Origin of the sequence: Mycolicibacterium holsaticum DSM 44478 = JCM 12374 (assembly GCF_019645835.1) — a bacterium.
Taxonomy (GTDB): domain Bacteria; phylum Actinomycetota; class Actinomycetes; order Mycobacteriales; family Mycobacteriaceae; genus Mycobacterium; species Mycobacterium holsaticum.
This window is the reverse complement of record NZ_CP080998.1, coordinates 5,592,544-5,617,035: the sequence shown is the minus strand read 5'-3', so window position 1 is coordinate 5,617,035 and position 24,492 is coordinate 5,592,544. Positions and strand designations below refer to the sequence as shown.

Annotated in this window: 23 protein-coding genes and 3 tRNA genes; 13 read left to right on the top strand and 13 right to left on the bottom strand. The window is 67.0% G+C overall.

Features of this window, described 5'->3' with window-relative positions:
• Positions 1–33 precede the first annotated feature (33 nt).
• From gyrA to K3U96_RS26745, 8 genes are all read left to right on the top strand, one after another.
• A complete protein-coding gene (gene gyrA / locus K3U96_RS26770; RefSeq protein WP_220691667.1) occupies positions 34–3,807 on the top strand; it encodes an intein-containing DNA gyrase subunit A in 3,774 nt (1,257 codons plus the stop codon).
• A gap of 27 nt (positions 3,808–3,834) precedes the next feature.
• Positions 3,835–4,800 (top strand): DUF3566 domain-containing protein, encoded by a 966-nt coding sequence (locus K3U96_RS26765; RefSeq protein WP_220691666.1) that lies wholly within the window; start codon positions 3,835–3,837, stop codon positions 4,798–4,800.
• Between the two features lie 55 nt (positions 4,801–4,855).
• Positions 4,856–4,929 (top strand) — tRNA-Ile (locus tag K3U96_RS26760).
• Positions 4,930–4,945: 16 nt separating this feature from the next.
• Positions 4,946–5,077: a hypothetical protein gene (locus tag K3U96_RS27100; protein WP_268928463.1), complete on the top strand. Its 132-nt coding sequence runs from the start codon at positions 4,946–4,948 to the stop codon at positions 5,075–5,077.
• Positions 5,068–5,140, top strand: a tRNA-Ala gene (locus tag K3U96_RS26755). Before K3U96_RS27100 ends, K3U96_RS26755 begins: the two co-directional genes overlap by 10 nt.
• Positions 5,141–5,758: 618 nt before the next feature.
• The gene (locus tag K3U96_RS26750; RefSeq protein ID WP_220691665.1) at positions 5,759–6,280 is read left to right on the top strand and encodes a hypothetical protein; all 522 of its coding nucleotides are present in this window, start codon (positions 5,759–5,761) and stop codon (positions 6,278–6,280) included.
• A 504-nt stretch (positions 6,281–6,784) separates the two neighbouring features.
• Positions 6,785–6,979 (top strand): plasmid mobilization protein, encoded by a 195-nt coding sequence (locus K3U96_RS27245; protein WP_377042234.1) that lies wholly within the window; start codon positions 6,785–6,787, stop codon positions 6,977–6,979.
• A gap of 145 nt (positions 6,980–7,124) precedes the next feature.
• A complete protein-coding gene (locus tag K3U96_RS26745) occupies positions 7,125–7,400 on the top strand; it encodes a hypothetical protein (protein WP_220691664.1) in 276 nt (91 codons plus the stop codon).
• Positions 7,401–7,428: 28 nt separating this feature from the next.
• On the opposite strand, the gene cwsA is transcribed toward K3U96_RS26745, so the two are convergent.
• A complete protein-coding gene (cwsA, locus tag K3U96_RS26740) occupies positions 7,429–7,860 on the bottom strand; it encodes a cell wall synthesis protein CwsA (protein ID WP_069405693.1) in 432 nt (143 codons plus the stop codon).
• Positions 7,861–7,967: 107 nt separating this feature from the next.
• Between cwsA and K3U96_RS26735 the strand changes: the two genes are divergently transcribed.
• Positions 7,968–8,495, top strand: a complete 528-nt coding sequence (locus K3U96_RS26735) for a peptidylprolyl isomerase (RefSeq protein WP_069405692.1) — start codon at positions 7,968–7,970, stop codon at positions 8,493–8,495.
• A gap of 7 nt (positions 8,496–8,502) precedes the next feature.
• Here K3U96_RS26735 and K3U96_RS26730 read toward each other — a convergent pair whose 3' ends face one another.
• Together K3U96_RS26730 and crgA are read right to left on the bottom strand one after the other, a co-directional pair.
• Positions 8,503–8,931 (bottom strand): PH domain-containing protein, encoded by a 429-nt coding sequence (locus tag K3U96_RS26730; RefSeq protein ID WP_069405691.1) that lies wholly within the window; start codon positions 8,929–8,931, stop codon positions 8,503–8,505.
• A 155-nt stretch (positions 8,932–9,086) separates the two neighbouring features.
• The gene (gene crgA / locus K3U96_RS26725) at positions 9,087–9,350 is read right to left on the bottom strand and encodes a cell division protein CrgA (RefSeq protein ID WP_069405690.1); all 264 of its coding nucleotides are present in this window, start codon (positions 9,348–9,350) and stop codon (positions 9,087–9,089) included.
• A gap of 83 nt (positions 9,351–9,433) precedes the next feature.
• Between crgA and K3U96_RS26720 the strand changes: the two genes are divergently transcribed.
• Positions 9,434–10,201: a DUF881 domain-containing protein gene (locus K3U96_RS26720; protein WP_220691663.1), complete on the top strand. Its 768-nt coding sequence runs from the start codon at positions 9,434–9,436 to the stop codon at positions 10,199–10,201.
• A gap of 73 nt (positions 10,202–10,274) precedes the next feature.
• Positions 10,275–10,949 carry an aminodeoxychorismate/anthranilate synthase component II gene (locus K3U96_RS26715; protein ID WP_220691662.1) on the top strand — a complete coding sequence of 225 codons (675 nt, stop codon included), beginning with the start codon at positions 10,275–10,277 and terminating at the stop codon, positions 10,947–10,949.
• Here K3U96_RS26715 and pknB read toward each other — a convergent pair.
• From pknB to K3U96_RS26680, 7 genes are all read right to left on the bottom strand, one after another.
• Positions 10,927–12,801, bottom strand: coding sequence for a Stk1 family PASTA domain-containing Ser/Thr kinase (gene pknB / locus K3U96_RS26710; RefSeq protein ID WP_220691661.1), 1,875 nt, complete (start codon positions 12,799–12,801; stop codon positions 10,927–10,929). The two genes, K3U96_RS26715 and pknB, sit on opposite strands and share 23 nt — an antisense overlap.
• Positions 12,798–14,123 (bottom strand): protein kinase domain-containing protein, encoded by a 1,326-nt coding sequence (locus K3U96_RS26705; RefSeq protein WP_220691660.1) that lies wholly within the window; start codon positions 14,121–14,123, stop codon positions 12,798–12,800. Before K3U96_RS26705 ends, pknB begins: the two co-directional genes overlap by 4 nt.
• Positions 14,120–15,595, bottom strand: a complete 1,476-nt coding sequence (pbpA, locus tag K3U96_RS26700; protein WP_069405685.1) for a D,D-transpeptidase PbpA — start codon at positions 15,593–15,595, stop codon at positions 14,120–14,122. Before pbpA ends, K3U96_RS26705 begins: the two co-directional genes overlap by 4 nt.
• A complete protein-coding gene (locus tag K3U96_RS26695; protein ID WP_069405684.1) occupies positions 15,592–17,004 on the bottom strand; it encodes a peptidoglycan glycosyltransferase RodA in 1,413 nt (470 codons plus the stop codon). Before K3U96_RS26695 ends, pbpA begins: the two co-directional genes overlap by 4 nt.
• Positions 17,001–18,614, bottom strand: coding sequence for a PP2C family protein-serine/threonine phosphatase (locus tag K3U96_RS26690; protein ID WP_220691659.1), 1,614 nt, complete (start codon positions 18,612–18,614; stop codon positions 17,001–17,003). Before K3U96_RS26690 ends, K3U96_RS26695 begins: the two co-directional genes overlap by 4 nt.
• On the bottom strand, positions 18,611–19,078 hold the full coding sequence (locus tag K3U96_RS26685; protein ID WP_069405682.1) for an FHA domain-containing protein FhaB/FipA: 468 nt from the start codon (positions 19,076–19,078) through the stop codon (positions 18,611–18,613). Before K3U96_RS26685 ends, K3U96_RS26690 begins: the two co-directional genes overlap by 4 nt.
• 121 nt (positions 19,079–19,199) lie before the next feature.
• On the bottom strand, positions 19,200–20,636 hold the full coding sequence (locus K3U96_RS26680; protein WP_220691658.1) for an FHA domain-containing protein: 1,437 nt from the start codon (positions 20,634–20,636) through the stop codon (positions 19,200–19,202).
• Positions 20,637–20,892: 256 nt separating this feature from the next.
• Between K3U96_RS26680 and K3U96_RS26675 the strand changes: the two genes are divergently transcribed.
• A tRNA-Leu gene (locus tag K3U96_RS26675) sits at positions 20,893–20,975 on the top strand.
• Positions 20,976–21,246: 271 nt separating this feature from the next.
• Here the strand turns inward: K3U96_RS26675 and K3U96_RS26670 are convergent.
• The gene (locus tag K3U96_RS26670; RefSeq protein WP_220691657.1) at positions 21,247–22,254 is read right to left on the bottom strand and encodes a zinc-dependent alcohol dehydrogenase family protein; all 1,008 of its coding nucleotides are present in this window, start codon (positions 22,252–22,254) and stop codon (positions 21,247–21,249) included.
• A 220-nt stretch (positions 22,255–22,474) separates the two neighbouring features.
• Between K3U96_RS26670 and K3U96_RS26665 the strand changes: the two genes are divergently transcribed.
• Positions 22,475–23,098 (top strand): universal stress protein, encoded by a 624-nt coding sequence (locus tag K3U96_RS26665; RefSeq protein ID WP_220691656.1) that lies wholly within the window; start codon positions 22,475–22,477, stop codon positions 23,096–23,098.
• A gap of 3 nt (positions 23,099–23,101) precedes the next feature.
• Here the strand turns inward: K3U96_RS26665 and K3U96_RS26660 are convergent, their stop codons facing one another.
• Both K3U96_RS26660 and K3U96_RS26655 read right to left on the bottom strand, forming a co-directional pair.
• On the bottom strand, positions 23,102–23,521 hold the full coding sequence (locus tag K3U96_RS26660) for a pyridoxamine 5'-phosphate oxidase family protein (RefSeq protein WP_220691655.1): 420 nt from the start codon (positions 23,519–23,521) through the stop codon (positions 23,102–23,104).
• Positions 23,522–23,718: 197 nt separating this feature from the next.
• Positions 23,719–24,321 carry a TetR/AcrR family transcriptional regulator gene (locus K3U96_RS26655; RefSeq protein ID WP_220691654.1) on the bottom strand — a complete coding sequence of 201 codons (603 nt, stop codon included), beginning with the start codon at positions 24,319–24,321 and terminating at the stop codon, positions 23,719–23,721.
• Positions 24,322–24,492 lie beyond the last annotated feature (171 nt).

Below are 24,492 nucleotides of genomic sequence, written 5' to 3'. Positions count from 1 at the left end.
TGCGAGATAGCCAACCAAACTAGGACTCATTTAATGACTGACACCACGTTGCCGCCGGGCGACGAAGCAGGCGACCGCATCGAACCGGTCGACATCCAGCAGGAGATGCAGCGCAGCTACATCGATTACGCGATGAGCGTGATCGTGGGCCGCGCGCTACCCGAGGTCCGCGACGGTCTCAAGCCGGTGCACCGCCGGGTGCTCTACGCCATGTACGACTCGGGCTTCCGCCCCGACCGCAGCCACGCGAAATCCGCACGCTCCGTTGCCGAGACGATGGGCAACTACCACCCGCACGGCGACGCGTCGATCTACGACACCCTGGTCCGGATGGCCCAGCCGTGGTCACTGCGGTACCCGCTGGTCGACGGGCAGGGCAACTTCGGCTCGCCGGGTAACGATCCGCCGGCCGCGATGAGGTACTGCGTCACCGGTGATGCCTTGGTGCGCCTGCCGTTTGGACAGTCGGTTCGGATCGCGGACATCGTTCCTGGCGCCCGGCCGAACTCCGACAACGTCGTCGACGTCAAGGTATTGGATCGCCACGGCAACCCCGTACTGGCCGACCGGCTGTTCCACTCCGGAGAGCATCAGACCTACACCGTTCGGACTGCCGAGGGGTACGAAGTCACCGGTACCGCCAACCATCCGATCCTGTGCTTGGTGGACGTGGCCGGCGTTCCGACTTTGTTGTGGAAGCTGATCGAAGAAGTGCGTGGGGACGACTGGGTGGTTATCCAAAGAACCCCGCCAGCGGAGTTCGGCCCACCGGGTGACTGGCACGGCACGTTGGAGGCACTCCTCTTCGGTGCCTTCATCAGCGAGGGGTTCGTCTCGGACAAACGTGCCGGGTTCAACAACCTAGACCGGGACTACTTCAACATGGTGGTGGCTGCCTACGACGCTGTGGTGGGCGGCCCGCGATATGTCTCCGAGCGAAAGATTGCTTCCGGTTCGAATCTGCTCGAACTCGATGTCCAAAACGTGGACGCCCTTCGGCGCAGCCGTCTCGGTGAATTGGTTGGTCAGCGGTCGGCGGACAAGGCAGTCCCCGAGTGGCTTTGGCACAGCCCTGCGGCAGTCAAACGAACCTTCCTTGGCGCCCTGTTCGAGGGTGATGGGTCATGTTCGGCACTGCCGCGAAACACAGTTCAAGTCTCGTATTCAACCCGAAGCGGGCGCTTAGCCAAGGACGTCCAGCAGATGCTGCTGGAGTTCGGTGTGATTTCACGGCGCTATCTGCACGCGACGGGTGAGCATAAGGTCGTCATCACGAACCGTGCACATGCTGAATTGTTCTCGACCCAGGTCGGTTTCGGCGGATCGAAGCAGGCCAAGCTACAGGGGCTCCTCGCAGCGCTGCCGGCCAAGGCGGCGGGGCTGGACAGCGACCACGTCCCGGGCCTCGCCCAGTTTATTCGCGCGCACTGCGGCAGCCGGTGGGTAGACAAGGACTGGCTAAACAGGCACAACATCGACCGACAGTCGCGGTGGCAGCGCGACCGCGCGGAGATCCTCGGCCGCATCGCGGACACCGATGTGAAAGCGATTGCCTCCGAACTCACTGACGGCCGCTTCTACTACGCGCGTGTGACTTCGGTGACCGACGCGGGGGTGCAACCCGTCTATAGCCTGCGGGTCGATACGGACGACCACGCATTCATCACGAGCGGGTTCATCAGCCACAACACCGAAGCGCGGCTGACCCCGCTGGCGATGGAGATGCTGCGCGAAATCGACGAAGAGACAGTCGATTTCATCCCGAACTACGACGGCCGGGTGCAGGAACCCACGGTGTTGCCGAGCCGGTTCCCGAACCTGCTGGCCAACGGTTCGGGCGGTATCGCGGTCGGTATGGCCACCAACATCCCGCCACACAATCTGCGCGAGCTCGCCGAGGCGGTGTACTGGTGCCTGGAGAACTTCGACGCCGACGAGGAGGCCACGCTCAAGGCCGTCTGCGAACGCGTCAAGGGTCCCGACTTCCCCACCTCCGGGATGATCGTTGGATCACAAGGTATTTCGGATGCCTACACCACCGGTCGCGGATCGATCCGGATGCGCGGTGTCGTCGAGATCGAAGAGGACAGCCGCGGGCGCACCGGGCTGGTCATCACCGAGCTGCCGTACCAGGTCAACCACGACAACTTCATCACCTCGATCGCCGAACAGGTCCGTGACGGCAAGCTGGCCGGCATCGCCAACATCGAGGACCAGTCCAGCGACCGGGTGGGTCTGCGCATCGTCATCGAACTCAAACGTGACGCCGTGGCCAAGGTGGTGCTGAACAACCTCTACAAGCACACCCAGCTGCAAACCAGCTTCGGCGCCAACATGCTCTCGATCGTCGACGGGGTCCCGCGCACGCTGCGGCTGGACCAGATGATCCGGCACTACGTCGACCATCAACTCGATGTCATCATCCGGCGCACCACCTACCGGCTGCGTAAGGCCAACGAACGGGCCCACATTCTGCGCGGTCTGGTCAAGGCGCTCGACGCCCTCGACGAGGTGATCGCGTTGATCCGGGCGTCGGAGACCGTCGACATCGCCCGGCAGGGCCTGATCGAGCTGCTCGACATCGACGACATCCAGGCCCAGGCCATCCTGGACATGCAGCTGCGTCGGCTGGCCGCCCTGGAACGTCAGCGCATCGTCGACGACCTCGCCAAGATCGAGGCCGAGATCGCCGACCTGGAAGACATCCTGGCCAAGCCCGAGCGGCAGCGCGGCATCGTGCGCGACGAGCTCAAGGAGATCGCCGACAAGCACGGCGACGACCGTCGTACCCGCATCGTGCCCGCCGACGGTGAGGTCAGCGACGAGGACCTGATCGCGCGCGAGGACGTCGTCGTCACGATCACCGAGACCGGCTACGCCAAGCGCACCAAGACCGACCTGTACCGCAGCCAGAAACGCGGCGGTAAGGGCGTGCAGGGCGCCGGGCTCAAACAGGACGACATCGTCAACCACTTCTTCGTCTGCTCGACACACGACTGGATCCTGTTCTTCACCACGCAGGGCCGGGTGTACCGGGCCAAGGCGTACGACCTGCCGGAGACCTCGCGCACCGCGCGCGGCCAGCACGTAGCCAACCTGCTGGCGTTCCAGCCGGAGGAGCGCATCGCGCAGGTGATCCAGATCCAGACTTACGAGGACGCCCCGTACCTGGTGCTGGCGACCCGTAAGGGCCTGGTGAAGAAGTCGCGGCTGACCGACTTCGACTCGAACCGCTCCGGCGGCATCGTGGCGGTCAACCTGCGTGACGGCGACGAACTGGTCGGTGCCGTGCTGTGCTCGGCCGAGGACGACCTGCTGCTGGTGTCGGCCAACGGCCAGTCGATCCGGTTCTCGGCGACCGACGAGGCGCTGCGCCCGATGGGCCGGGCCACCTCGGGTGTGCAGGGCATGCGCTTCAACGCCGACGACGCGCTGTTATCGCTGAACGTGGTCCGTGACGACACATATCTGCTGGTCGCCACGTCCGGGGGTTACGCCAAGCGCACCGCGATCGAGGAGTACCCGGTGCAGGGCCGCGGGGGCAAAGGGGTGCTGACGATCCAGTACGACAAACGCCGTGGCACTCTAGTTGGTGCGTTGATCGTCGATGACGACACAGAGCTGTACGCCATCACCTCCGGTGGAGGCGTCATCCGGACGGCGGCTCGCCAGGTTCGCAAGGCCGGGCGGCAAACCAAGGGCGTCCGGTTGATGAACCTGGGTGAGGGCGACACACTGGTTGCCATCGCGCGCAACGCCGAGGAAGGTGACAGCACCGACGAGGTCAATACCGACCCCGGAGCCTGAGCGCCCGTGACCAGTGAGGAGCCGTAGGTGAGTTCACCGAACGAGCCGGGACACCCGCGCGCGGTCGATGGTCTTGGGGGCGCCAACGGTACCGGCGGGCCCGGCCACGACGGCGGCGCGCTGGGCGCGGCAGCGTCGCGACCGGGCGTGACCGACCGCGGCGGCACCCCGCCGTGGCAGCGCGGCGCGGCAACCCGCGCCGCGGGCGCGTCGCACCGGCCGCCGGAGGCCCCGCCCCGCCGTCGTCCCGTCGCCGGGCGGGGTCCCAACGCCCGCGGCGAGGCACCTGAGGGCCAGGGTGACGACGACTCAGCGCCAGCCCAGCACTCCCCCGGCCCCGAGGCCCGCCAGCCCGGTGCGGACGCGCGTCCGGCCGCGCCGGACGCCCGGCAGACCACCCCCGATGTTCGGCCGGCCGCGCCGGACGCCCGCCAGACCACCCCCGATGTTCGGCCGGGCGGTCCGGAAACCCGGCAGGGCCGGCCGGAGGCCTACAGCAGCGAGCTGCCGGACCTGTCGGCGCCCACGCCGCGTCCCGCGCAGCGCAAACCCGAAAGGCCCACCGCCGAACCGGCGAATCGCCCGGCGGGGCCCACCAGCCGCATCCAGGTCGGCGCCCGTCACCACGGCACGGTCCGGGCCAGCATGCAGATCCGGCGGGTCGACCCGTGGAGCACGCTGAAGGTGTCGCTGGTGCTGTCGGTCGTGCTGTTCTTCGTCTGGATGATCGCCGTCGCGTTCCTGTACCTGGCGCTGGGCGGAATGGGCGTGTGGAGCAAGCTCAACAGCAACGTCGGTGATCTGCTCACCAGCGCCAGCGGAACCTCCGGCGGCGAGTTGGTGTCCAGCGGAACGATCTTCGGCGGGGCGGCGCTGGTCGGCCTGGTGAACATCGTGCTGTTGACCGCGATGGCCACTGTGGGTGCGTTCGTCTACAACCTCACCACCGACCTGGTCGGTGGGGTGGAAGTCACGCTTGCCGATCGGGATTGAGTTTGGGTAGCGGCTTATCCTTGGGGTAATCTCGTCGCTCGGCCAGATGGCGTACGGGGCTATAGCTCAGGCGGTTAGAGCGCTTCGCTGATAACGAAGAGGTCGGAGGTTCGAGTCCTCCTAGCCCCACGGAAAGGTTCAGACCATGAGGCTGGCGCTGTTGGCCGCCACAGGAATCGCCGCGGTGGCGGCCGTCACAGTGTGGCGGTCCCGGCACGGCGTCGAGGTGTGGCACGTCGCGGCCGCCCCACCGGCCGAACCGATCACGGGGCCTTAGCTCAGTTGGTAGAGCGCTACCTTTGCAAGGTAGATGTCAGGAGTTCGATTCTCCTAGGCTCCACGCAATGAGCCGAAGGCTGCTTGGGTATGTGGCGCGAGGATCTTATGTTCGCCCGCGACCGCAGTAAATTTGAAGGTGGTTGACGGTGGTTCCGGCGGCCTTGACGCCGCCGACTGAGGTACGAGTGCCGGAACCGGTCCAGTGTTCGTTCATGTGGGTTCTTCGAGCTTTGGGGCAGGCGGCAACGTCGTAGTCGCTACACAAGCGATGGCCATTTCGGCGCGGGTTGGCTCGCGCCAAGTCGGGCTGTGCGACTAATCCGGCACGCCGACGACCAGCGGTAACTGCGGGTAACCGCGGTCACGCCGACTAGGCTCGTACTCGTTTACCGATGAAAGCCGGAGGTACGAGCCTAGTCGGCGTGACCGGTTACCCGCACAAATGCTCGGTGACCTGCGGGAAGAGAACTCGACGAGTTTCGGTTGTGTAGGGCATACTTCGCTCTGAAGGGTTAAGCGAGGAGGATACGGCAATGGGCAAGCTCTCTGCATCACGTGGTGTCGACGTGACGTATGTGAAGCGTGGCCAGGTCGCGGCCATCGCGCGGCAGCAGCCGACTCCGCCGTCTCAGCGCGCTAAGGCGGCTATCGTGCGCGCGGCCGAGCGCCGCGGCGCTCGGTGACAGATCAATTCCGCGCACTTCCGCTTCTCGACCAGCACCGAACCGCGTATTTTTCATGCGGGCACGCGCCGCATCTTGACAAATGGTTGCAGAAGCGGGCACTCGCCGATAAAAACCTCGGCAAGTCAGCAACCCATGTTTGGATCGATGACGAAGACATAGTGGTCGCGTACTTCACGTTGTTGCAGACCACTATTCGGGAATCTGAGGGATCTTTCTTGGATCGGATACGGCCACAGGGGTGGCCGCGTAAGCATGAACTTCCGGGGATCCTGATAGGAAAATTGGCCTTGGATGAGTCGCTTCAAGGCCAAGATCGGGGCCTCGATTTGATCGCGGATGCGTATTTCAACGCGTGCGAGGCGGTGATGTTGATCGGGGGCGCTGTGCTTGTTGTTGACCCGATGAATCAGAAAGTCGCCGGCCTTTACCGCGAGTTCGGCTTCAGTTCCGTCGAAGGCAGTGAACGCCTTGTGCTGAACTTCCGAGAATTCAACAAGGGAACTCCGCTGGGTTGACCGCAAGCTGTCGCATCTGGCGAGAGTTATAGGCGCCAGCAGTGAACAAGGCTGATGTCTTTTCATCGCACCATGAACGGAATCGTCTGTACTGCACGACGATTCGATACGCAATGCGGGCCGTGGCGAGCCGGCCCGGCTCGGTCGGACAGTCAGCCGTCACCGGCCTCAGCGAGTCCAGTGAGGTCGACCGCAAGTTCGATCACCTGCCAAAGGGGGCTATCAGTTCGGGTGTAGAACTTCTTACGCGAGTCCGGCGGCTCGTCGAGTTCAAGCATCCCGAGGCGCACTAACCGACGAAGCTCGTCCCTTACGTTGCTCGCGGACGCGTGCCGAATGACTGGGGGTTCGGACTGATAGAAGCGCCCCTTCGGGTGGCGGCGAACCCAGTCAGCTACGAAAAGTCGACAGCGTCGACCAAACATCGCGTCACTGACGAGTGTTGGATCCACAGAACTCGGTATCCGACAGCTAGTATCTAGTTTCTAGAAAATAGGAGGACACGTGAGTACGCGATCACGAGAGGTGAAGGCGAAGCGGTCCGAGAACCGGCAACGTACAGCCCTGGTCGTGCTCCGTATGCTCCCTTCGGAGCGACAGGCGCTAGACCGTGCTGCGAACGAACGGGGTATCTCCGTGTCGGAATTGGTAAGAGCGAGCGTACTGGCCGAAATCGGCGCATCTATGCCGGTGGCATAGCCAAGATCCGTTTATTCGTCACAGATATGCCGGCTCAGACAAATGGTCCGGCGGTATAACCGCGTGTCGACGGCGGTATTACCGCCTGGCGTGGGACAGTAATTTCCTAGACCCGACAGCGGCGGAGCGCCCGAGGAGCGTGAACATGGACTTCAATTTCGTCGAGCGGATGGAACGGCTGTCCAACGCGGTGTGGAAACTGACGAAACGCACGCCGGCGGTCGGATTTGCAATCGAGCTATGGTCCGGTCCCACCGTCGAACCATTTCGTATCGGGAGCGGGGCCGAGCCACGCAGCTTGCGTTCGTTTAACACCGACTATCCGATAAGCGGTGTGATCGCTGAATTGCCCGAAAGCGATGGTGATCTGGGGACACCAGGCAGCCCGTGGCAGGGACTCGAGGGCTACGACAGCGCTTAGCTCCGACCGATTCGCGCCGTTCTACCGCCTACGGTTTCGGCGTAACTTCCACGCTGGGCGGCAGCGGCGAGGGTTCGGGTTGGCTCGACCGCCGGACGATCGAAAACGCCACCGCGCCCCCGGCCAGCACCACCACACCCACCGCGGCCAACAGCAGCGGTCGACGTCGGCGCCGCGCCCGGGCCTTGGTCAGCGCCTCCGGCAGCCCCGACACCACTTCCTGGGCGGCGGCCAGCTCGGCGGCGATCGTCTCCTGCGCGGCGGCCAGGTCCTTGCTCAGCTGTTCTTTGAGGCGGCCCTGCCGGTAGCGCTCCCCCACCCAGCTGGCCGACGACTGCGCACCGCTGAGCCCGAGGGCCAGCGCCCCGCGGGTGACGTCGACCGGGCCGACCGCCGAGTACTTCAGCCCGCGGTTCAACCGCTGGCTGGGGGTCAGTCGGTCCTCTGTCTTGGTGCGCATCGTCCACCTCTCTCGCAGCCTCTCCGACAGTGCATACCAGCCTGCCATCATCGGCTACACAGCGGTGCCCGTTGGGCGCCGGGACGCGCGTGGCAGACTGATTTCTCGTGACGAGCCCCATTCAGACAGCCACCGCGACACTGCACACCAACCGCGGAGACATCAAGATCGCCCTGTTCGGAAACCACGCCCCCAAGACCGTCGCCAACTTCGTCGGCCTGGCGCAGGGCACCAGGGACTACAGCGGGGAGAACGCATCGGGCGGCACGTCCGGACCCTTCTACGACGGCGCGGTCTTTCACCGCGTCATCGACGGCTTCATGATCCAGGGCGGTGACCCGACGGGCACCGGCCGTGGTGGACCCGGCTACAAGTTCGAGGACGAGTTCCATCCCGAGCTGCAGTTCGACAAGCCCTACCTGCTGGCCATGGCCAACGCCGGTCCGGGCACCAACGGATCGCAGTTCTTCATCACCGTCGGCAAGACGCCGCACCTCAACCGCAAGCACACGATCTTCGGTGAGGTCGTCGACCCTGAGTCGCAGAAGGTGGTGGACGCGATCGCGTCGACGGCCACCGACCGCAACGACCGGCCTACGGACCCGGTCGTCATCGACTCGATCACGATCAGCTAGCCGAATTTCACGTCGCGGCGGTGCCGCCGGTGTAGCCGGCCTCCGTCAGCGCGTCGAGCACGGCCAGCGGGTCGGTGCCTAGATCCCATCGGGTCAAGACCAGCAGCCGATCGTCGACGGTGTCGATCTCGAGCAAGCGCTGCTTGCGGGCGAGCCGGCGGAACTCGGTGATCCGGATGCGCCGGATATCTTCGGGCCGTAGGTGTCGTGTGCCCGTCCAGCCGCGGAACACCAGACCGTCGCCGGCGATTGCCAGCTTGGGCCGAGCGCGCCACGACATGATTGCGAACGCCAGCAGTCCGACCCCGGCAATGCCGGCCAGAACACGTCCGGGCGGGTCTGTGATTATGGTCACAACGCCGATAGCCAAGATAAGCCCGGCTATGCCGCAAGCTGCGATTCCTAGCGCAGACGGGCTCCATTCAGTTTGCTGCACTGGTTGCGTACGCCCTCTCACCGCCGGGAATGAGGTTATCCACAGGTGCTATCCCCAATGGGGATGAATAACATCCGTGTGATCTGATGACAGCGAAGTTGCCAGCGGGCTAACGCGCGATGACGAAGATGAATTCATCCAACGGGCGGGTGGCCTCAGCGCCACCGCATTGTGAGCAACAGCCCGGTGATCATGAAGGCGAAGGCGATCGCGTAGTTCCACGGGCCGAGGTCGGCCATGAACGGGATGGCGGTGGCGGCGAGCTGGAAGACCAGCAGCCACACCAGGCCGATCAGCATCAAACTGACGAACAACACCACGAACCAGGTGCTCGACGGGCCGGCCTTGACCTTGACCGGGGTCCGGCTCACCGGATTGATGGTGAAGTCGTTCTTCTTACGAACCTTGGACTTGGGCATGGGTACCTTCGCGAGCAATCGGGGTCACACGGTGCGACGATGGGGCTAGCCTATCGCAGCCACCACCCGCAGGAGAGCAGCCGATGGAGCCCACCGCTCCCCCACCCGCGCGCAGGCGCAGCGCGTGGCGGTTCGGCGTTCCGGTGGTGTGCCTGCTGGCCGGGATGCTGCTGGCGGCCACCCACGGCGTCTCCGGCGGCGACGAGATCCGCCGCAGCGACGCCCCCCGGCTCGTCGACCTGGTCCGGGAAACCCAGCAGTCGGTGGACCGGCTCAGCACCCAACGCGACGCCCTGGGGACGACCCTCGACACCCATCACGGCGGCAGCCCGGCCACCGACGCGGCCCTAGCCGCCATCACCGCCCGGGCCGACCGGCTGGCGCTGGCGGCCGGCCTGGACCCGATGCGCGGACCGGGTCTGGTCGTCACGCTCAACGACGCCCAACGCGACGCCGAGGGCCGGTTCCCGCGCGACGCCTCCCCCGACGACCTCGTCGTGCACCAGCAGGACATCGACGCCGTGCTCAACGCGTTGTGGAGCGCCGGCGCCGAGGCCATCCAGATGCAGGACCAGCGGCTCATCGGCACGTCGGCGCCTCGATGTGTGGGCAACACGCTGCTGCTCAACGGGCGCACCTACAGCCCGCCCTATGTCATCACCGCGATCGGCGATGCGGACACCATGCAGGCCGCCCTGGCCGCCGCGCCGCTGGTCAAGCTGTACCGCCAGTACGTCGTGCGGTTCGGGTTGGGCTACAGCGAGGAACGCCGGGCGGCGGTCGACGTGGTGGGCCACACGCAACCCGTGCGGATGCAGTACGCCAAACCCTTGGGGCCGGTGGGCTACTGAGCGTGATTTGGGCGTAGTTGGTCACGGTGGGCGTGACGAAATACACCGAAACCGCAGTAGGTAGCCTTGCCTGATGCAGGTGTTGGTCGTCGACAACTACGACAGCTTCGTGTTCAACCTGGTCCAGTACCTGGGCCAGCTCGGGGTGGACGCGCAGGTCTGGCGTAACGACGACGAGCGCCTGGCCACCGACGCCGACGTCGCGCATGCCGCCGAGTCGTTCGACGGCGTGCTGCTCAGCCCGGGCCCGGGCACCCCGCAGCGGGCGGGTGCCTCGATCCCGTTGGTGAAGGCCTGCGCGACGGCGAAGACCCCGCTGCTGGGTGTGTGCCTGGGCCACCAGGCCATCGGCGTGGCCTTCGGCGGGACGGTCGACCGCGCGCCCGAACTGCTGCACGGTAAGACCAGCACCGTTCAACACACCAATACCGGTGTGTTGCAAGGACTTCCGAACCCGTTCACCGCCACGCGGTATCACTCGCTGACCATCTTGCCCGAGACGGTGCCCGCCGAACTCGAGGTCATCGCGCGCACCGAGGGCGGCGTCGTGATGGCGGTTCGCCATGTCGAGCTGCCCATTCACGGCGTGCAGTTCCACCCCGAGTCGATCCTCACCGAGGGCGGGCACCGGATGCTCGCCAACTGGCTGGGCTGCTGTGGCAGCGCACCCGACGACGGGCTGGTGCGCCGGCTGGAGGCCGAAGTGGCCGATGCCGTCGCGGCGGCTACGACGCGAAGCTCAGCGTGATCGTCGCACCGAAGTTGACCCCGGTGCCCGCGGGCGGGCTCTGACGTACCACGGCGTTGGTGCGCTGTCCGCTGTTGGAGACGTCAGCGCCCTTGTCCAGCACCCCGGTCCAGCCCAGCGCGCGTAGCCGCGGCTCGGCGTCGGTCCAGAACTGGCCGGTCAGATCCGGCATGACGAACTGATTGCCCCGCGACACCTGCAACTGGATCACCGAGTCCACTGGGACGGTCTGGCCGGCCGACGGCACGGTGCCCACCAGCTGACCCTGGGGCGCGGTGCTGTCGACCTCCACCGGAACGGTGTTGGTGAAGCCCGCCGCGTTGAGGATCTGGCTGGCGCTGTCGGGCGTCTGACCCTTCACGTCCGGCACGGTTCGGCTCTCCGGGCCGGAGCCCAGCACGATCGTGATCTCGTTGGTGATCGCCGAGGTCTGGTTGGCAGGCGGGTTGGTGCCCAGCACCTTGTCCTTCATCTCCGGGGTGGACGGCGACGTCGACGACTTGAACTTCTCGAAGCCCGCGTCGGTGAGCCGTTCCACCGCATCGGAGTAGGACATGCTCCTGACGTCAGGCACCTCCCGTTGTTCGGGCCCGGTGGAGACGTTGATGGTGATCTCGTCCCCGGCGGCCACCGAGGTGTTGGCGCTGGGGTCGGTGCTGATCACGTGATCGGGCGGCACGGTGGAGTCCGGCTGCTGTTGCGTGCGGGTCTTGAAGCCGCGGTTCTGCAGTTCGGCGATCGCGTCCGCGCTGGGGTGCCCGCTGACGTCGGGCACCTGCACGTCGCGGGTCTGACCGCCGAACATGTTGATCGCGACCGTCACCACCACCGTGAGCACCGCCAGCACGGCCACCGCGACCAGCCAACGGCCCACCGAGCCGCGCCGTTCGCGGTCCCCGTACTCGGGCAACGGGCGCGCCACGTCGTCGATGGGCTCGGTGCGGTCGTGGGGCGCCGACGCCGACAACAGCGAGGTGCGTTCGGCGTCGGTGAGCACCTTGGGGGCATCGGGCCGTTCACCGCTGTGCACCCGCACCAGATCCGCGCGCATCTCCGCGGCGGTCTGGTAGCGGTTGTCGGGGTTCTTCGCCAGCGCCTTGAGCACCACCGCGTCGAGTTCGGGGGAGATGTTCGGGTTGCGCTGCGATGGCGCGACCGGGTCCTCGCGCACATGCTGGTATGCCACCGCCACCGGTGAGTCACCGACGAAAGGTGGTTCCCCCGTGAGGATTTCGTACAGCACGCAGCCCAACGAGTAGACGTCGGAGCGGGCGTCGACCGAGTTGCCGCTGGCCTGCTCGGGCGAGAGGTACTGGGCGGTGCCGATCACCGCGGCGGTCTGGGTGACGCTGTTGGCGTCGGCCAGCGCGCGGGCGATGCCGAAGTCCATCACCTTCACCGCGCCGGTGTTGCTGATCATGATGTTGGCGGGTTTGACGTCGCGGTGGATGATGCCGTGCTGGTGGCTGAAGTTCAGCGCCTGGCAGGCGTCGGCGATGACCTCGATGGCGCGTTTGGGTTCCATCGGGCCGTCGTTGTGCACGATGTCGCGCAGCGTCACCCCGTCGACGTACTCCATCACGATGTAGGGCAGCGGCCCGGTCGGCGTTTCGGCCTCACCGGTGTCGTAGACGGCCACGATCGCGGGGTGGTTCAGCGCGGCGGCGTTCTGCGCCTCGCGGCGGAACCGCAGATAGAAGCTCGGATCGCGGGCCAGGTCGGCCCGTAGCACCTTGATCGCGACGTCGCGGTGCAGCCGCGTGTCCCGGGCGAGGTGGACCTCCGACATCCCGCCGAAGCCGAGGATATCGCCCAGTTCATACCTGTCGGACAGATGCTGTGGCGTGGTCATTGCGGTGTCTGTTCTGAAGCGGTCGGTCGCCGGGGTCCCGGCTCCTGCGCCAACGGGGCGGACGCGAGCACACCGTGTCGGGTTACCCGCAATTCATCTCCAGCATGGCCGTCGCTTCCGGTTGGGTTCGGGCGCGGCGCCATCGCAGTGGGGGAGAAGGGCGTCGTCTCGGTGATCGTGGTGGTGACGGTCGGCGGCGGCTGGTTCTCGCGTTCGCGGCGGTCCTGGGCGTTGAGCACGATCAGGATGGCGATGACGATGGCCAGCGCACCGAGCACCCCGGCCGCCCACAGCAGCGCGCGCTGCCCGGACGAGAACGTGCTGCGCGGCGGGGGAGTGCGATGGCTGCCGGTCGCCGGGCGGGGCCGGGCCGCGGTCGCCGGGGCACGCCCGGTCAGATCCGCCGCGGCGCGGGCCTGGGCGGCAGACGGCACGGCCGCAGGTGCGGCCCGGCCGATCGACGGTGCCTGGTTGGGCCGCGGCGGGCGACGGCCCGAGCGCACGGCGGCGACGGCGTCCGCGAACGCGCCGCCGGAGCGGTACCGCATGCCCGGGTTCTTGACCAAGGTGATCTCGATCAGCTCGCGCACGTTGGGCGGCAGGTCGGCGGGCAGCGGCGGCGGTGTCTCCTTGATGTGCTTCATCGCCACCGTCAGCGCGCCGTCGCCGGTGAACGGCCGCTTGCCCGAAACCGACTCGTAGCCGACGACGCCCAGGGAGTACACGTCGCTGGCCGCCGTCGCGTCGTGACCCAACGCCTGTTCGGGCGCGATGTACTGCGCGGTGCCCATCACCATCCCGGTCTGGGTGACGGGGGCGGCGTCGACGGCCTTGGCGATGCCGAAGTCGGTGAGCTTGACCTGCCCGGTCGGGGTGATCAGGATGTTGCCCGGTTTGACGTCGCGGTGCACCAGGCCCGCGGTGTGGGCGACCTGCAGGGCCCGCCCGGTCTGTTCGAGCATGTCCAGCGCATGCCGCAGCGACAGCCGCCCGGTGCGCTTGAGCACGGAGTTCAGCGGTTCACCGTTGACCAACTCCATCACCAGGTAGGCGGTGCGGCCCTCACCGTCCATCTCGGTCTCGCCGTAGTCGTACACGCCGGCGATGCCGGGATGGTTGAGCATCGCGACGGTGCGCGCCTCGGCGCGGAAGCGTTCGACGAACTCAGGGTCGGTGGAGTACTCGGCCTTGAGCACCTTGACCGCGACACGGCGGCCCAGCCGGGAGTCGACGCCCTCCCACACCTGGCCCATGCCGCCGGTGGCGATGAGCCGTTGCAGCCGGTAGCGACCCGACAGCGTCACTCCAACGCGGGGACTCATGAGCCCTCCCGCAGCGCCGCGGCGATCGCCGCCCGCCCGATCGGGGCGGCCAGGGCGCCGCCGGTGGCCGACAGCCGGTCCCCGCCGTTCTCGACAACGACCGCAACCGCCACCTTGGGAGCCTGAGCAGGGGCGAAGGCGATATACCAGGCATGCGGCGGGGTATTGCGCGGATCGGTACCGTGCTCCGCTGTGCCGGTCTTGGATGCGATCTGCACGCCGGCGATGGCTCCCTTCTGCTGCGTCACCTGCTCGGCGGCGACCATCAGATCCGTTAGTGTATCGGCGACCTGCTCAGACACCGCCCGCCGCTCTTCGGTGGGAGCCGTGGTGGCGATGTTGGACAGGTCGGGTCCCTTCAGGCTATCGACCAGATACGGCCGCATCGGCACCCCTTTGTTCGCGATCGTGGCGGCCACCATCGCGTTCTGCAGGGGAGTGAGGGCGACGTCTTTCTGGCCGATGCTCGACATGCCCAGCGCCGCGCGATCGGCGATCGGGCCGACCGTGGATTCGGCGACCTGAAGCGGGATCATCGGGGCGGGCGCGCCGATGCCGAAACCCCGTGCGGTCGAACGCAATGCGTCGGCACCGGTGTCGAGGCCGAGCTCGACGAACGAGGTGTTACACGACCGCGCGAACGCCTCGCGCAGGGTGACGGTCGGGCCGCCGCCGCACGCCGCGCCGCCGTAGTTCTCCAGGGTGGCGGTGCTGTCGGGCAGCGAAATCTTGGGTTGGGCGGTGAGCCGGGTGTCGGTGTTCGCGCCGTTGGCGAGCGCAGCCGCGGTGGTGATGACCTTGAACGTCGAACCCGGCGGGTAGGTCTCCGAGATGGCCCGGTTCAGCAGCGGGGACTCCGGGTCGTCGCGCAGCCGCTGCCAGACGGCGGCTTGTTTGTCCATGTCGTGGGTGGCCAGCAGGTTGGGGTCGTAGGACGGCGACGAGACCATCGCGAGGATCTTGCCGGTCGACGGTTCGATCGCGACGACCGAACCCTTGCACCCGCCGTCGCAGCCGCGATCCATGGCGTCCCAGGCCGCCTGCTGCACCTGCGGTTTGAGGGTGGTGTCGACGTTGCCGCCGCGCGGGTCGCGGCCGGTGAAGAAGTCGGCCAGCCGGCGGGCGAACAGCCGCTGGTCGGACCCGTTGAGGACGGGATCCTCGGCGCGCTCGAGGCCGGTGCTGGAGTACCGCAGCGAGTAGAAGCCGGTGACCGGGGCGTACACCAGCGGCTCGGGGTAGACCCGAAGGAACCGGAACCGGCCGTTGGTCGACACCGAGTAGGCCAGCAGTTGCCCGCCGGCCGATATCTGACCGCGTTGCCGCGAGTACTCGTCGAGCAGCACCCGCTGGTTGCGCGGATCCGAGCGCAGCCCCTCGGCGGTGAAGACTTGGGTGACGGTGGCGTTGGCCAGCAGCAACACCACCAGCGCCATGACGGCGACTGCGATGCGGCGCAGCGAGGTGTTCATACCTTCTCGATCACCTCGGTGCTGGCGGCCGCGATCGGCGGCGCGCCCTGGGGGCTGCTGACGAGCGGGCGGCGCGCGGAGTGGCTGATCCGCACCAGGATGGCCAGCAGCACATAGTTGGCGACCAGCGAGGAGCCGCCGTAGGACATCCACGGTGTCGTCAGACCGGTCAGCGGGATCAGCTTGGTGACACCGCCGACCACGATGAACAACTGGATCGCCAGCGTGCAGGCCAGCCCGGCGGCCAGCAGCTTGCCGAAGCTGTCACGCACGGCGAGCGCCGTACGCAGCCCCCTGATGACGACGATCGTGTAGAGCAGCAACACCGCGGCCAGCCCGACCAGCCCGAGCTCTTCGCCGATCGCGGCGATGATGAAGTCGGTCGAGGCGGCAGGCACGGTGCCGGGCTGGCCGTTACCCAGACCGGTGCCGAAGATCCCGCCGGTGGCGAAGCTGAACATCGACTGCACCATCTGGTACCCGGAACCCTCCGGGTCGGAGAACGGGTCGAGCCAGTTCTGCACACGCACCTGGACGTGGTCGAACATGTAGTACGCCGCAACGCTTCCCGCGGCGAACAGGGCCAGCCCGATCACCATCCAGCTGAGCCGGTCGGTGGCGATGTACACCAGCACCAGAAACGACGCGTACAGCAAAAGCGAAGTGCCGAGGTCCTTTTCGAAGACCATGACGCCGACCGAGGCGATCCACGCGGCCAGCAGCGGTGCGAGGTCACGCGGCCGGGGCAGGTCCATGCCGAGGAAGTGCTTGCCTGCGCTGGTGAACACGCTGCGTTTGTTGACCAGCACCGCCGCGAAGAAGACCAACAGCAGGATCTTGGAGAACTCGGCGGGCTGGATCGAGAAGCCGGGCAGCTCAATCCAGATCTTCGCGCCGTTCTGTTCGGATATCGAGCTGGGCAGCACAGCCGGGATCGAGAGCAGGATCAGCCCGGTGGCGCCGCAGACGTAGCCGTACTTGGCCAGCATGCGGTGATCGCGCAGGAACACCACGACGAGCGAGAAGCCGAGCACCCCGACCAGCGTCCACAGCATCTGCTGGTTTGCCGTCCCACCCAGACCGCTCTGGATGAGCTGGCCCTCGCTGAGGTCGAGTCGGTGAATCATCACCAGCCCCAACCCATTCAGCAACGCGACCACGGGTAGCAGCAGCGGATCGGCGTACGGCGCGAACCGCCGCACCGCCAGATGCGCGCCGGCGAACAACGCCAGATAGGCGACCGAGTACTGCGCCAGTTCCCACCGCAGGCTCTGTTCCTGGTTGGCTTCGACGAGCAGCAGCGCGACCGTGGTGATCAGCGCGGCGAAGCCGAGGAGAAACAGTTCGGCGTTGCGTCGGGTGGGCAGGGGCGGCACCACGGCGACGGGGGATTGCGGCTGCGTCGTCATGCCACTTCCCGGCAGGTAACGCCCGGCTCCGGCGGCGGAGGAGGCAGCGCCGTCACCGTCGGAGGCGCCGGCGGGGGAGGCGCCGGCGGTGTGCCGGGAGCCGGCGGTGCGGGTGACGGCGGTGCGGGTGACGGCGGTGTACCGGGTGCAGCAGGTGCGGGTGATGCGGGTGCGGGCGACGTACCGGTCGGCGACGGTGACGGCGGGGGAGGCGGTACCGTACGCGGGGTCTCCGGAGCGGGGGTCCGTTCGCCGGATGTGCGCGGAACATTGGGCAGCCCAGGAGAATTCGTCGGAGCCGGTGAGTGCGGTGCGGTGGTGGTGGTGGTGGGCCGCGGCGGAGCGGGGGGCGGGCACACCGGCAGAAGGGAATCACGGGCCAGTTGGCTGATCTGGTCGATCGCCTCGTCCTCTGATCCTGTCGGCAGACCCGATATGACCTGTTGCTGTTCGGAGGGTTTCAGGTCGGCGACGCGGAACAGGTCGCAGTCGCGCGGATCCTGTCCTGGGCTGATGAGTGTCAGTTGGTTCAGCGCCGTCAGACAGCCCTGTCGGTACGGTTCCTGCAGGGAATAGCCGAGAAACGAACCCGGCACCCCGCGCATGATCGACACGACGCCGTCGTGGTCGCTGACGTAGAAGTTGCTGCGCACGATTTCGCGGCCGACAGCCAGGCCGGCGAGCACCACCAACACCACCAGCGCTGCGGCGAGGAACATCCGCCGTCGCGACCGTGGCGGAGGGGGCGGCTCTTCGGCCTGCGGCACAACACGTTTGGCTTCGTTGCGGCGTGGGTTGAACGCCGACGCGCGACCTGCCGACGTGTTGGGCGGCGCGACCTGGTCGTCGTCGCCGGACACCGCACCGGCGAGTATCGGCTGGGTCTGCCCGTAGTCGTAGTCGACGACGTCGGCGACCACCACCGTGACGTTGTCCGGTCCGCCGCCGCGGAGCGCCAATTCGATGAGCCGGTCGGCGCTTTCGGCGACGTCGGGGATCTGCAGGGCTTCCAGGATGGTGTCGTGGCTGACCGGATCGGACAGCCCGTCAGAGCACAGCAGGTAGCGGTCGCCGGCGCGGGCCTCGCGCATGATGAGGGTCGGTTCGACCTCGTGGCCGGTCAGCGCGCGCATGATCAGCGAGCGCTGCGGATGGCTGTGGGCCTCCTCGGCGGTGATGCGGCCCTCGTCGACCAGGGTCTGAACGAAGGTGTCGTCCTTGGTGATCTGGGTGAGTTCGCCGTCGCGCAGTAGGTAACCCCGGGAGTCGCCGATGTGGACGAGACCAAGTCGGTTGCCCGCGAACAAGATTGCGGTCAGCGTCGTGCCCATGCCCTCGAGCTCAGGATCGGCCTCGACGTGCGCGGCGATGGCGGAGTTGCCTTCACGGACGGCGGTGTCCAGTTGGGAGAGCAGGTCGCCGCCGGGTTCGTCGTCGTCCAGATGGGCCAACGCGGCGATCACCAGCTGGGAGGCCACCTCGCCTGCGGCGTGCCCGCCCATGCCGTCGGCCAGCGCGAGCAGGCGCGCGCCGGCGTACACCGAGTCTTCGTTGTTCGCCCGGACCAGGCCGCGGTCGCTGCGCGCGGCGTATCGAAGCACCAGTGTCACGGGCGCAGCTCGATTACCGTCTTGCCGATCCGAACCGGTGTGCCCATCGGAACCCGTACCGCCGTCGTCACCTTCGCCCTGTCGAGGTATGTGCCGTTGGTCGATCCTAGGTCTTCGACGTACCACTCCGAACCGCGAGGCGACAGCCGGGCGTGCCGGGTCGAGGCGTAGTCGTCGGTCAGCACCAGCGTGGAGTCGTCTGCCCGGCCGATCAGCACCGGTTGGCTGCCCAAAGTGATCCGGGTGCCCGCCAGGGCGCCCTCGGTGACCACCAGTTGACGCGCCACGTTACGAAGGCCGCGGCTGGGCAGCAGGGACCGCCGCAGCGGTAGGCCGCGGCGCACCATGACCGTGCCGGTCGGGGCGTAGATGTCGGTGCGCAGGATCCGTAGCACCGACCAGATGAACAGCCATAACAGAAGCAGGAAACCGACGCGCGTCAGTTGCAGAACCAACCCCTGCATCTGACGTCCTCTCCGTCCCCATCCCGTTTCTGGCCGTTCCGGCGCAACGTCACGATACTTGGACGGCCATCGACATGAAGGTGAAGCGAGCAGCTTCGCCCTCAGTTCGACAGCCGGTCCGTCAGTGCACGCGGACGATGATCTCGGAGTGGCCCAATCGGATCACGTCGCCGTCGGCCAACTGCCATTCCTGCACCGGAGCGTTGTTCACCGTGGTGCCGTTGGTGGAGTTGAGGTCCGACAGCAGCGCCACCTGCCCGTCCCACCGGATCTCCAGGTGGCGGCGGGACACCCCGGTGTCGGGCAGCCGGAACTGCGCGTCCTGGCCGCGGCCGATGACGTTGGAGCCTTCGCGCAGCTGATAGGTGCGCCCGCTGCCGTCGTCGAGCTGCAGCGTGACCGCCGTGGCGGCGTAGTCGGCCTGCCCGTAGCCGGCGCCGTAGCCGGCGGGCTGACCGTAGTCGTAACCGCCGCCGGCGGGCTCGCCGTAGCCGGGTTCGGCGTAACCGCCGGCCTGCTCGCCGTAGCGACCGTAGTCAGGGGCGCCGTAGCCCTGGTCCTGGCGGCCGTAGCCGCCGCCGTAACCGCCCTGGTCGGGATACCCGCCCTGATCGGGGTAACCGCCCTGGTCGGGATAGCCGGGCCGCGGTTCGGGCCTGCCGTAGCCCTCGTCGGGCCGGGCCGGTCCGCGGCCGTAGTCGTAGTCGGCGCCGGGCGCGCCGTAGCCCGGCTGACCCCCAGGAGGCGGGCCGTAGCCCGCGGGTGCCTGCCGGTAGCCCTGGTCGGGATAGCCGCCAGCGGCCGGCGGCGCGTAGCCCGCGGGCGGGCGCTGCTCGTACGACGACGGCGGATAGCCGCCCTGGTCGGGATAGCCGCCCTGCTCGGGATAGCCGCCCTGGTCCGGATAGCCGCCCTGCTCTGGGTAGCCGCCCTGGCGCGGGGGATAGCCGGGCTCGCCCGGCGGCGCTGGGGGCGGCGGCGGTGGTGGGTAACCGGCCTGATCCTGCGGGGGATACTGACCGCGCGAGTCCTGCGACCGGTCGTACCGGTCGTCATAGGGTTCGTCGGCAGGCCGCCCCGGTCCCTGACCGCCGCGGTAGCTCGGGTTGTCGCTCATCGGTGGTACTCCTGATTCTGCGTTAGACGAGAGTTCTCGAGGTGGTGGGGCGGGCTCGCCAGTGGTCGAGTCAGGATTGACCGCACCACGCGCGCGAAACTGTCCGGTGTGCAGGTTGGAAGACTGTTCGAACCTGACGACGACATCAGCATATGTTTGCCATCCCTGCTCATGGATGTAGCCCTCCAAGTGCTTGGCGAAAGTCGCTGATGTCAGGTCGGGGTCGGCGCTCACCTTCTGATAGTCAGGCACACTGAGCGTAATGACGTAGTCGTTCGGAGCCAAAACCCGGCCGCCGAGGATCTCCCGCGCACCGGCGTCGGCCTCCCGGCGCAGCATCGCCTCGACTTCCTGCGGGACGATCGCCCCGCCGAACACCCGGGCGAACGCGTCGCCGACGGTCGACTCGAGCTTGCGCTCGATGCGGTCGACCAGACCCATGTCACCGCCCGCCTCACTCGTTGATATCCGTCGATCCTGCTCACGACTTTGACCACCAGCGTGTCGCTGGCCACATCGCTCAGTTGCATGGTATCGGCCCAGCGCAGGCCTGCGGGACCAACAGAATTGTGAGAATTGAATTCAGGCAGCTCAGCGGCCTGAGCGAAAAGCTGTCGGTGCAGGTTGGCGGCCCCTGCGGGGCATCGGTACGGTTGAGGGGCCGTGGGGCTTGCGTGATAGGCTCCCCCGGTTGTTGGGGCGAGTGGCGGAATGGCAGACGCGCTGGCTTCAGGTGCCAGTGTCCTTCGGGACGTGGGGGTTCAAGTCCCCCTTCGCCCACACACACTGTGGTGAGTTCGGGTCATGGGTTACACGTGAGTCGAGTCATCGGATGCAGATCGCCCCGGCCGTCGGCCGGGGCTTTTCTGTTGGTTGCGCCAGTAGTTGCGGTCGGCCGCCGTGCGCAGGGTGAGCTTGCCGAATTGGTCGACGGTGTCGTGACGGATGCGGGAGTGTGCGATGGGTCCGGCGGGGTGTGCTTTGGGCCGGGCCACCTTCTCCTGGTGAAGCTGACCACCGCCGTCAGTGCCCGAGTGACTGAAGCGTTTCGCTACGAGATGCGAGGGCGAATCGCGACAGTTTCGCCCGCCACATCGATCGCGACCTTGCCGCGCAGTGCATACGAGCGCCTGTTCTCCAGGAGTTCGTGAGCCTCGCCCATGCGAGCGAGCGGAAGAGTCGCGCCGATGACCGGCTTGACGAGGCCACGCTCGACCAGCGTGGTGAGCGCGTCCAGCTTCCCTCGGTTCTGTCGGGTGAAGACGAAGTGATAGGCGGCGTTCTTGCCCCACGCCTCGATGAGGTTCTGCGGCTCCGCGAGGTCGACGATGCTGACGACGCGTCCGGAGTCGGCTAGCGTGTGCGGGCTTCGGGTGAGCGCATCACCACCGATCGTGTCGAAGACGACGTCGACGCCCTTGCCTCGCGTCAGCTCGGCCACGGCATCGACGTAATCGGTCGACGCGTAGTCGATGGCCGCGTCCGCTCCGAGAGCGCGCACAAACTCATGGTCGCCGGCTCTCGCGGTAGTGATCACCCGCGCGCCGATCGCCTTCGCGACCTGGATGGCGATCGTGCCGACACCGCCCGCGCCGCCATGGATGAGGATGGTCTCCGCGACGGTGAGCTGAGCGCGCGTCACCAGAGACTCCCAGACGGTTCCGCCGACGAGAGTCAGGCTCGCCGCCTCCAGGTGACTGAGGTTCTCCGGCTTCCGGCCGACGAGCTCGACGTCGGCGACGTGCTGCTCGGCGTAGGAACCGGGACCACCGAAGATCCGTGGTGTGTAGTACACCGCATCGCCGGCGCGGAACTCGGTCACGTGGGATCCGACTTCCTCGACCACGCCGGAGATGTCGTGCCCGATGATCGCCGGCAGCGGAACCTGATCCGCGTAGTCGCCGCGGCGGATCTGATAGTCGAGCGGGTTGACGGCGGTCGCGTGGACGCGCACCCGCACCTGGCGAGGTTCGACCTGCGGTACGGCGACGTCGCGCACCTCGAAGGCATCGACTCCTCCGAAACGGGTGAGCACGACGGCCTTCATCGGATCAGTCATAGCGGTGTTCCTCACCGTGTTCTGGGTGCGACGCGCCGGGACGAGCGGTTCGCTGGCAATGTCGCGGCGCGATACACACGCCAACGGCGACAATGCCAATATCCGCGAGGATAGTGACACGACCGTCGCACGGTGCTCCATCGGCGACAGCGCTGTGACACCGTGAGGGGTCGCAGCGAGTTGGTTTGGACCGGAAGGCTGCACTGGGAGCGCAACAGCTATGGACACATTCCGTCTCACCACCGCGTTCCTGGTGGTTTGGCTCCTCACCGGTGCGATCACCGGAATTTGGCTGGCTCGACGGGGCCACGACCTCCGCTGGATTCCGATCGCCCTGATGCTCGGCCCGATCTTCGTGCCGATCGCGTTGGAACTCGCGGATCGCGGCGGGCCGCGCCGCGCCTCTCCCAGTGACCCAAGTGAGCGGTCGGCGCCCACCGCGCCACGAATCCTCGTGGGCTTAGACGGATCAGCTCAAGCGGCCGCGGCGCTCGACGCGGCGACGCGTTTGTTCGCCGGCACAGGTGAGTTCGTTCTCGCCGAGGTCGTCCCGTACGAGGCGGCAGAGGATCCCGAACGAACGGGTATCACCTCGGCCAAGGAACGACTGACCTCCATCGCAGCCGACGTCGAACCGGCAGCCACCCCGCCACGGCACGAAGTGCTCGTCGGTGCCCCCGCAGAAGCGTTGGCCCACTTCGCCAGACAGCTCGACGCCGACGTCGTTGTCGTCGGCCGCCGCGGCCGGGGCCTCACCCGCGCGCTGATCGGCAGCGTCTCCTCCTACCTGCTCGAGCATTCCCCGGTGCCGGTGCTCGTCGTGGACTCGACCAAGAAGCGGTGACGGTCAGATCGCCGCGCGGCTGACCTTCTCCGGATGGATGACGATGCGCACCCAGTCTTCGGCGAGCATCGCGGCGAGTTCGTTGGCGCGCACCGGATCCGTCGTGTCCCAGTAACGAGCCCCCAGCCGTTCCACCAGTTCGCGCGCCCCGTCGCGTTCCATCGTGGTCGGTCCGGTGGCCGACACCCAACGCTCACGCTCGCCCACCGGCGCGGCGACGACCAGCGATGCCCGGCCGTCACGCTCCAGCTGCCGCACCTTGGGAGTGTCTGGCGCGGTGAACAATTGGAGTGCGCCGTCGCGGGTCACCTCGAACCAGACCGGTCTGGGTTGCGGCGGCGTCGGCCCGGCAGCCACGGTGAAGAACCCGTGCAGCGGCCGCTCGAGTAGCTCTCGATCCTCGGCGGTGAAGTGTGCGCTCACCGCGACCACACTCCCGCCTGCCGGCCGCGGAGCCGCAATCGCGCGGCGACGGTGCGGCCGCTCTTTCCCCTCGTGCCAAGAACCAGGAACGTTTCAGTGTTCATACCTCGTTAGAACACGCGAAAGTGTGGATGATTCCGTGGATCGCCATGGATGTTCTGGCCGAAACAGGTTTCGACACCGCTGTCGCCGAGTAGCTACGTCCCTGGTTGCAGGCTGCGCAGCGTGCTCTTGACGAACTTCTCCAGTGCAAGGTCGCGTTCGGATCGGAATTCTCCGACGGTGGTCAGCAGGGCGTAGACGCCGAGGAAGAAGAACGCCGCGCTGTGGTAGGCGTCGACGTCGTCGTAGAGCTCGCCGCGGATGCGTGCGCGTTCGATCTCCGCGGCGAGCAGCACGAATATCGGGTGGTTGGTCCACTGTTCTCGCTCCGGCAGGGTCGGTGAGAAGTAGAGGCCGATGACGTCGCGGAACAGCGATGTGCCCCAACGGCTTTCCAGGTCCAGTATCAACTCGACGATCGTCTTCAACACGGCGGGCAGGTTCGGGCGGGTGTCGAGGAACGGGCCCAGTTCGTTGGCGAGTTGCGTCTCGTCTCGCCGGATCAACTCGAGCAGCACGTGCTCCTTGGTCGGAAAGTGGAAGTAGAAGGTACTGCGCGCCACCCCGGCCGCCTTGACGATGGCGTTGATGTCGGCCGACTGGGCGCCGGCCCGCTGGAACTCCACGATGGCGGCGTCCAGTAGCCGCGCGCGGGTGTTTTCGCGCTGAGTTTCCCGCCGGGTCGCACTGTCCTGCACGCGCCCATTGTGCCGTACAAAACCGATCCGCTGACCATTGTCACTGAAACTGCACTGACGGCCATGCGACAACACCGCGAATCACGGCGCATAACCCCCAGTCCATCCGCCTATGCCGACAGTGTGGACACGAGCCTGGCCGCGCCTTTCGTTGTCATCTGTCAGCGACCG